This window comes from Enterobacter sp. 200527-13 (assembly GCF_027924865.1).
Taxonomy (GTDB): Bacteria; Pseudomonadota; Gammaproteobacteria; order Enterobacterales; family Enterobacteriaceae; genus Enterobacter; species Enterobacter ludwigii.
Genome location: NZ_BSCM01000004.1, coordinates 350,627 through 358,549, shown reverse-complemented (window position 1 = coordinate 358,549; position 7,923 = coordinate 350,627). Strand labels below are relative to the sequence as shown.

The following is a 7,923-nucleotide window of genomic DNA, read 5'->3' as shown; positions in this document are numbered from 1 at the left end:
CGGGGTTTTTGCTATCTGCACTAAATGAGATGAATGACTGTCCACTCCGCTTTCTATGAAAGAACGCGGCTTATCGGTCAGCTTCACCTTCTTACAAAACCCCGCTACGGCGGGGTTTTTGCTATCTGCACTAAATGAGATGAATGACTGTCCACTCCGCTTTCTATGAAAGAACGCGGCTTATCGGCCAGCTTCAACTTTTTACAAAACCCCGCTTCGGCGGGGTTTTTGCTGTCTGCGCTAAATGAGATGAATGACTGTCCACTCCGCTTTCTATGAAAGAACGCGGCTTATCGGCCAGCTTCAACTTTTTATAAAATCCCGCTTCGGCGGGGTTTTTGTTTTTATCGGCCTTGCAAATTGCAAGCAAGTGCCACCCGATGCATCGCTCACACGACATCAATTATCATATTTGCGACATTAAGCACATTTCACTGCTTTCACCCCTTCAGTGTCTTTTTCGCATCTGCTGGCGATCGTAATCACAAAATTTCGCGCTAAATAATCCTGATTCTGCAGTATTGTTAATTTGTTATGAATGTTGCTTTTATGATCGTGAATGTTTTCTTATTTGATATATGTATATTGAATTCAAAAACATTTAGCTCATGAATGTGTGATGCATTCCACTGTTTCCCGAAAGTCAGCAAAATCACCCCAGACAAATTTGATAAATTGAAAGAATGTTTTAAACGAATTAAGGTTATTTATTAATCTTTAATTGCCTGAAAGATAGTCTTTATCGATTTTTTTAACGCCGAAAAATTTACCTGTGTTATCGCCATAAAATAAATTTATTACTGCTCTTTTTGTTGATCAATATCAGCGTTATGGCGTATTTATTTTAATGTAACCCATTGATAATAATGTGTTTTAAAGGATTATCGTTATGCTGATTAAGGGTGTGAAAAAGCAAATTGTGAGTAACAGCACATACCCCCGTCAGCCATATTGAGTAGAATCCACCCCGTCATAGGGAAATAAGCGCAGAATATTATGAACACTATTATTCTACCGAAAACACAGCACCTCGTGGTATTTCAGGAAGTCATTAAAAGTGGCTCCATTGGTTCTGCAGCAAGACAACTGGGCCTGACGCAACCTGCCGTCAGCAAAATTATCAGCGATATCGAATCTTACTTTGGCGTTGAAGTCATGGTGCGCAAAAACACCGGCGTTAAACTGACTGCGGCAGGCCAGGTATTACTCTCGTACTCTGAGTCGATCACCCGTGAGATGAAAAACATGGTGAGCGAGATTAACAGCCTCAGTTTCAGTACCGTCATGGATGTCTCCTTTGGTTACCCGTCGCTCATTGGCTTCACCTTCCTGTCCGAAATGATCAAAAAATTCAAGGAAGTGTTCCCGAAAGCGCGCGTCTCGATGTACGAAGCTCAGCTGTCCTCTTTCCTGCCGGCCATTCGCGACGGCCGGCTGGATTTTGCCATCGGCACATTAAGTGATGAAATGCTGCTGCAGGATCTTCATGTCGAGCCGCTGTTTGAGTCTGAGTTTGTCCTGGTAGCCAACAAATCACGAACGTGCACCGGCTCGACTACACTGGCATCACTCACGGATGAACAGTGGGTGATGCCGCAAACCGATATGGGCTACTACAAAGAACTTCTGACCACCCTGCAAGACAATCACATCAGCATTGAAAACATCGTCCAGACCGATTCCGTCGTGACCATTTATAACCTTGTCCTGAATGCCGATTACCTGACGGTTATTCCCCGCGACATGATTGCGCCATTCGGTTCCGACCAGTTTATTGTACTGCCGGTGGAAGATGAATTACCCATAGCGCGTTATGCTGCGGTGTGGTCAAAAAATTACAGAATTAAGAAATCGGCGTCAGTATTAGTCGAACTGGCAAAACAATACGCGTCACTGACCAGTGAAAGACGACGATGATTAAATAACCCTCTGATAACGCGTTAACCTGTTTAAAAACACCCAGAGCTTATTTTATCCGTGCTCTGATACCCTGACTTTGCCTGAAGAAAATGAATTATTATAACGAGGATATTATGCATATTACCTACGATCTCCCGGTGACCATTGAAAATATTCAGGACGCCAGAAAACGACTGGCAGGCAAAATATATAAAACCGGCATGCCGCGCTCAAATTATCTCAGCGAACGCTGTAAAGGTGAGATATTCCTGAAGTTTGAAAATATGCAGCGTACTGGCTCCTTCAAGATCCGCGGTGCGTTTAATAAATTAAGTTCGCTGACCGAAGCTGAAAAACGTAAAGGCGTGGTCGCCTGTTCTGCAGGCAACCACGCGCAGGGCGTGTCGCTCTCCTGTGCAATGCTCGGTATCGACGGCAAAGTGGTCATGCCGATGGGCGCGCCGAAATCTAAAGTCGCCGCTACCCGTGACTACTCGGCTGAAGTGGTGCTGCACGGCGAAAACTTCAACGACACCATCGCCAAAGTCAGCGAAATCGTGGAGCTGGAAGGGCGCATTTTTATCCCGCCGTATGACGATCCGAAAGTGATTGCCGGCCAGGGCACCATTGGCCTGGAAATTCTCGAAGATTTGTATGATGTGGATAACGTGATTGTACCCATCGGCGGTGGCGGTTTAATTGCCGGAATTGCAACGGCCATTAAATCCATCAACCCGACCATTAATATTATCGGCGTGCAGTCTGAAAACGTACATGGAATGGCCGCATCGTATCAGGCAGGAGAAATCATTAACCACCGCGTTACCGGTACACTAGCCGACGGATGTGATGTGTCTCGCCCGGGTAAATTAACCTTCGAGATTGTTCGTGAATTAGTCGATGACATTGTGCTGGTCAGCGAAGACGAAATTCGTAACAGCATGATTGCCCTCATTCAGCGAAATAAAGTGGTTACAGAAGGTGCTGGCGCACTGGCCTGTGCGGCGTTATTAAGCGGCAAGCTTGATCACTATATTCAGGGTCGTAAAACCGTCTGCATTATTTCCGGCGGCAATATCGATCTCTCCCGCGTATCCCAAATTACCGGCTTCGTTGACGCATAAAGGATGACCTATGAGCAACACAGAAAGCATTATCGTTGGCCAGACAAAAACGTCCTCCTGGCGTAAGTCTGATACCACCTGGACGCTTGGCCTGTTTGGAACCGCCATTGGCGCAGGTGTGCTGTTCTTCCCGATTCGCGCAGGCTTCGGCGGCTTGATTCCTATCCTGCTGATGCTGGTTCTCGCTTTCCCGATTGCGTTTTATTGCCACCGGGCGCTGGCGCGCCTGTGTCTGTCCGGCAGTAACGTGTCTGGCAACATCACCGAAACGGTGGAAGAGCATTTTGGTAAGACCGGTGGGGTGGTGATCACGTTCCTCTACTTCTTCGCCATTTGCCCGCTGCTGTGGATTTACGGCGTCACCATTACGAACACCTTTATGACCTTCTGGGAAAACCAGCTCCAGCTGCCCGCGCTTAACCGCGGCGTGGTGGCGCTGTTCCTGCTGCTGCTGATGGCCTTTGTTATCTGGTTTGGTAAAGACCTGATGGTGAAGGTGATGAGCTTCCTGGTGTTCCCGTTTATCGCAAGCCTGGTGCTGATTTCCCTGTCGCTGATCCCTTACTGGAACTCGTCGGTGATTGACCAGGTCAATCTGAGTGATATTGCGTTTACCGGGCATGACGGCATTCTGGTGACGGTCTGGCTGGGGATCTCCATCATGGTCTTCTCCTTCAACTTCTCGCCCATCGTCTCCTCGTTTGTGGTCTCTAAACGTGAAGAGTACGAACCCGAGTTCGGTAAAGCGTTTACCGAGCAGAAATGTTCCAAAATCATCGGTCGCGCCAGCTTGCTGATGGTTGCGGTGGTGATGTTCTTCGCCTTTAGCTGCCTGTTCACGCTCTCGCCGCAGAACATGGCCGATGCCAAAGCGCAGAATATTCCCGTGCTCTCTTACCTGGCGAACCACTTTGCGACCATGTCAGGCACTAAATCAACGTTTGCCACGGTGCTGGAATACGGTGCCTCCATCATTGCGCTGGTCGCTATCTTTAAATCCTTCTTCGGCCACTATCTGGGCACGCTGGAAGGGCTGAACGGCCTGATCCTAAAGTTCGGTTATAAAGGCGATAAGAAGAAAGTCTCCGTGGGCAAACTGAACACCATCAGCATGGTATTCATCATGGGGTCGACCTGGGTCGTTGCCTATGCCAACCCGAACATTCTTGACCTTATCGAAGCCATGGGGGCGCCAATCATCGCCTCTCTGCTGTGCCTGTTGCCGATGTATGCCATTCGTAAAGCGCCGGCAATGGCGAAATATAAGGGCAGACCCGAGAACATCTTCGTCACGGTTGTGGGCCTGCTGACCATCCTGAACATCGTCTACAAACTGTTCTAAACCCTGGCTCAGGAAGAGCGGAGTAACACCATGATTGAGTTTCCGGTTGTATTGGTTATTAACTGCGGATCGTCCTCTGTTAAGTTTTCAGTACTCGATGCCAGCAGCTGTGATGCCCTGATGACGGGCATTGCAGACGGGATTAACACTGAAAAAGCCTTTATTTCCGTGAACGGGGGTGAGCCAGCCAGACTGGCTCACCATGACTACGAAGGGGCGCTGGCAGCCATCGCCCTGGAGCTGGAGAAGCGTGACCTGATGAGCAGCGTGGCCCTGATTGGCCATCGTATTGCGCACGGCGGCGACCTCTTCAGCGAGTCGACCCTTATCACGGAACAGGTTATTGAGCAGATCCGTCAGGTTTCCTCGCTGGCACCGCTGCATAACTACGCCAACTTAAGCGGCGTCGAGGCAGCCGAACGCCTGTTTCCGGGCATACAGCAGGTGGCGGTGTTTGACACCAGCTTCCACCAGACGCTGGCCCCGCAGGCCTATCTGTACGGGCTGCCGTACCGCTATTTTGAAGAGCTTGGCGTGCGGCGCTATGGCTTCCACGGTACGTCCCACCGCTACGTTGCCGGGCAGGCGCATGCCCTGCTCGGGATTTCGCCTGAGGACAGCGGGCTGGTGATTGCCCATCTCGGCAATGGGGCATCCATCTGCGCGGTACGCAATGGTGAGAGCGTGGATACCTCCATGGGCATGACGCCGCTGGAAGGGCTGATCATGGGGACCCGCTGTGGCGACGTTGATTTCGGCGCCATGGCCTGGATAGCCCAACAGACCGGACAGTCATTTGAGGATCTGGAACGCGTCGTCAATAAAGAGTCCGGCCTGCTGGGGATCTCGGGAATATCCTCCGATCTGCGAACCCTCGAAAAGGCCTGGCATGAGGGACATCAGCGGGCACAGCTGGCGATCCAGACCTTTGTTCACCGTATCGCACGGCATATTGCCGGGCACGCGGCGTCGTTACACCGCCTGGACGGTGTGGTGTTCACCGGCGGGATTGGTGAGAACTCCAGACTGATCCGCACGCTGGTGGCGGAACATCTGGCCGTCTTTGGCATCACCCTCGATGAAGCCAAAAACGCCCTGCCGGGTAGCGCAGGTGAGCGCGTGATCACCACCGATTCGTCCCGCGTGGTCTGCGCGGTGATCCCAACCAACGAAGAAAAAATGATCGCGCTGGATGCCCTCCGTCTTGGGAAGGTCACTCCGGCTGCGGCTTATGCCTGACAGAGCGAGAAATTCATGAAAGTAGCAATCGATACGCGCGTTGCCCCTTACAGCGACGCATGGGCCGGATTTCGCGGTGAAGAATGGAAAGACACCGTCAACGTGCGCGATTTTATTCAGCATAACTATACCCCTTATGAAGGCGACGAAACTTTCCTCGCGCAGGCGACGCCAGCAACGACGGCGCTCTGGGAGAAGGTAATGGTGGGCATTCGGCAGGAGAATGCCACCCATGCGCCGGTGGATTTTGACACCAACATTGCCACTACCATCACGGCCCACGGACCGGGCTATATTGACCAGCAGCTGGAGACGATCGTCGGCCTGCAAACCGATAAGCCGCTCAAACGTGCGCTGCATCCGTACGGCGGGATCAATATGATCCGCAGCTCATTCGAAGCCTATGGCCGTGAGATGGATCCGCAGTTCGAATATCTCTTTACCGAACTGCGCAAAACCCATAATCAGGGGGTCTTTGACGTTTACTCCCCCGAGATGATGCGCTGCCGTAAATCAGGCGTGCTGACCGGGCTACCGGACGGCTACGGACGCGGGCGCATCATCGGCGATTACCGCCGCGTGGCGCTGTACGGTATCCGCTATCTGGTGCACGAGCGTGAGCGCCAGTTCGCGGATCTGCAGGGCAAACTCGAACGGGGTGAAGATCTGGAGGCGACGATCCGCCTGCGTGAAGAGCTGGCGGAACACAAACGCGCACTGCTGCAGATCCAGCAGATGGCAGCGAACTATGGCTTCGATATTTCTCGCCCGGCGATGAATGCGCAGGAAGCGGTACAGTGGGTTTACTTTGCCTATCTGGCCGCGGTGAAATCCCAGAACGGCGGGGCGATGTCGTTGGGACGCACGGCCTCGTTCCTGGATATTTATCTCGAACGCGATATGCAGGCGGGTCGCCTGAGTGAGATCCAGGCGCAGGAACTGATCGATCATTTCATCATGAAGATCCGCATGGTGCGCTTCCTGCGTACTCCGGAGTTCGACACGCTCTTCTCCGGCGATCCTGTCTGGGCCACCGAAGTGATTGGCGGAATGGGGCTGGATGGCCGCACGCTGGTCACCAAAAACAGCTTCCGTTACCTGTATACCCTGCACACGATGGGACCTGCACCGGAGCCAAACCTGACGATCCTGTGGTCCGAACAACTGCCCGTCGCATTCAAGAAGTACGCTGCACAGATGTCGATCGACACCTCGTCGCTGCAGTATGAGAACGACGACCTGATGCGCGTAGATTTCAACAGCGACGACTACGCTATTGCCTGCTGCGTCAGCCCGATGGTGATCGGCAAGCAAATGCAGTTCTTTGGCGCCCGCGCTAACCTGGCGAAAACGCTGCTGTACGCGATCAACGGCGGGGTGGATGAGAAGCTGAAGATCCAGGTCGGGCCGAAAACCGCGCCGCTGCTGGATGAGGTGCTGGATTACGACACCGTAATGGCGAGTCTGGATCACTTTATGGACTGGCTGGCGGTGCAGTATATTAGCGCGCTGAATCTCATTCATTACATGCACGATAAGTACAGCTACGAAGCCTCGCTGATGGCGCTGCACGACCGGGACGTTTACCGCACCATGGCCTGCGGTATCGCCGGGTTGTCGGTGGCGGCGGACTCGCTGTCCGCCATCAAATACGCCACGGTAAAACCCGTACGCGACCATACCGGCCTGGCGGTCGATTTTGTGATTGAAGGGGACTACCCGCAGTACGGTAACAATGATGACCGTGTGGACAGCATTGCCTGTGACCTGGTGGAACGCTTTATGAAGAAAATTCAGGCGCTGCCGACCTACCGCAACGCGGTGCCGACCCAGTCGATCCTGACCATTACGTCGAATGTGGTCTACGGCCAGAAGACCGGCAATACGCCGGACGGACGCCGCGGCGGTACGCCATTCGCACCGGGCGCGAACCCGATGCACGGACGAGACAGGAAAGGGGCGGTGGCCTCGTTAACCTCCGTCGCTAAGCTGCCGTTTACCTATGCGAAAGACGGGATCTCTTACACCTTCTCCATCGTGCCTCAGGCGCTGGGCAAGGATGAGAGAGTGCGCAAAACCAACCTTGTCGGGCTGCTGGACGGGTATTTCCACCACGAAGCGGCCATTGAGGGGGGACAGCACCTCAACGTTAACGTCATGAACCGGGAGATGCTGATGGAGGCGATTGAGCACCCGGAGAACTATCCCAACCTGACCATTCGTGTCTCAGGGTATGCGGTGCGCTTTAATGCGCTGACGCGCGAGCAGCAGCAGGACGTGATCTCAAGGACGTTTACCCAGGCACTGTGATCGTCGTCT

At 52.7% G+C, this 7,923-nt stretch carries 5 protein-coding genes; all 5 read left to right on the top strand.

Features of this window, described 5'->3' with window-relative positions:
* Window positions 1–996 precede the first annotated feature (996 nt).
* The 5 genes from tdcA to pflB all read left to right on the top strand — a co-directional run bounded on the left by tdcA (window position 997) and on the right by pflB (window position 7,914).
* The gene (tdcA, locus tag QMG44_RS16505) at window positions 997–1,917 is read left to right on the top strand and encodes a transcriptional regulator TdcA (protein WP_014171743.1); all 921 of its coding nucleotides are present in this window, start codon (window positions 997–999) and stop codon (window positions 1,915–1,917) included.
* A 116-nt stretch (window positions 1,918–2,033) separates the two neighbouring features.
* Window positions 2,034–3,023: a bifunctional threonine ammonia-lyase/L-serine ammonia-lyase TdcB gene (tdcB, locus tag QMG44_RS16500; protein WP_086532908.1), complete on the top strand. Its 990-nt coding sequence runs from the start codon at window positions 2,034–2,036 to the stop codon at window positions 3,021–3,023.
* A gap of 10 nt (window positions 3,024–3,033) precedes the next feature.
* A complete protein-coding gene (gene tdcC / locus QMG44_RS16495; protein ID WP_014171741.1) occupies window positions 3,034–4,365 on the top strand; it encodes a threonine/serine transporter TdcC in 1,332 nt (443 codons plus the stop codon).
* A gap of 30 nt (window positions 4,366–4,395) precedes the next feature.
* Window positions 4,396–5,604: a propionate kinase gene (tdcD, locus tag QMG44_RS16490; RefSeq protein ID WP_086532078.1), complete on the top strand. Its 1,209-nt coding sequence runs from the start codon at window positions 4,396–4,398 to the stop codon at window positions 5,602–5,604.
* 15 nt (window positions 5,605–5,619) lie between these two features.
* The gene (pflB, locus tag QMG44_RS16485; RefSeq protein ID WP_086532079.1) at window positions 5,620–7,914 is read left to right on the top strand and encodes a formate C-acetyltransferase; all 2,295 of its coding nucleotides are present in this window, start codon (window positions 5,620–5,622) and stop codon (window positions 7,912–7,914) included.
* Window positions 7,915–7,923 lie beyond the last annotated feature (9 nt).

Bases quoted from the DNA above. Each gene is read 5' to 3' on its own strand.
- tdcA (WP_014171743.1), top strand. From the start codon at position 997: ATGAACACTATTATTCTACCGAAAACACAGCACCTCGTGGTATTTCAG.
- tdcB (WP_086532908.1), top strand. From the start codon at position 2,034: ATGCATATTACCTACGATCTCCCGGTGACCATTGAAAATATTCAGGAC.
- tdcC (WP_014171741.1), top strand. From the start codon at position 3,034: ATGAGCAACACAGAAAGCATTATCGTTGGCCAGACAAAAACGTCCTCC.
- tdcD (WP_086532078.1), top strand. From the start codon at position 4,396: ATGATTGAGTTTCCGGTTGTATTGGTTATTAACTGCGGATCGTCCTCT.
- pflB (WP_086532079.1), top strand. From the start codon at position 5,620: ATGAAAGTAGCAATCGATACGCGCGTTGCCCCTTACAGCGACGCATGG.